The 459-nt window shown below is 50.5% G+C and carries 1 protein-coding gene; it reads right to left on the reverse strand.

Annotated features, from left to right (window positions below; all coding sequences use genetic code 11):
* Positions 1–359: hypothetical protein (locus tag NE664_13850; GenBank protein ID MCQ4727717.1), on the reverse strand; the 359-nt coding region annotated here is incomplete at its 3' end.
* Positions 360–459: the final 100 nt, after the last annotated feature.

The following is a 459-nucleotide window of genomic DNA, read 5'->3' on the forward strand; positions in this document are numbered from 1 at the left end:
GCATGATCCACTGTAATCGTGGCTTCCCTCGGTGTAATCTTTAAGGTTACATCGTCTGTCATTAAATCTGCATAGCCGCTTCTCGTCGCCTTTACGGATACCGTTACGGTTCCTTCCAGTACATTGGTCACACTCGGGGCCTCTGTGGTCCAGTCTCCGTTACCGGCTTTGTAATATACCGTGTAGCCGGATGCATGTTCCAGGACCGCTTCCGCTGCATGGGCTGCTCCGTCATAGATCCAGCTTCCTCCGACAGCGCTGACCTTTGCGCCTTCTATGGAGGCTGTTTTAATTTCGAAGTCTCCCTTTACGACAGTTACAAGGTAGTTGGTGTTTGGCGTATACTCAGCTGTCAGCACCTTCTGATACGTTCCGACCGCTTCGTCTGTGTTGGTTCTTCTGTAGGTTACCGTTCCGAGATCCCCTGCTTTTACCAGGTTCTCTTCTGTTCCTGTAAAT

The sequence above is a fragment of the Anaerotignum faecicola genome (genome assembly GCA_024460105.1).
GTDB lineage: Bacteria > Bacillota > Clostridia > Lachnospirales > Anaerotignaceae > JANFXS01.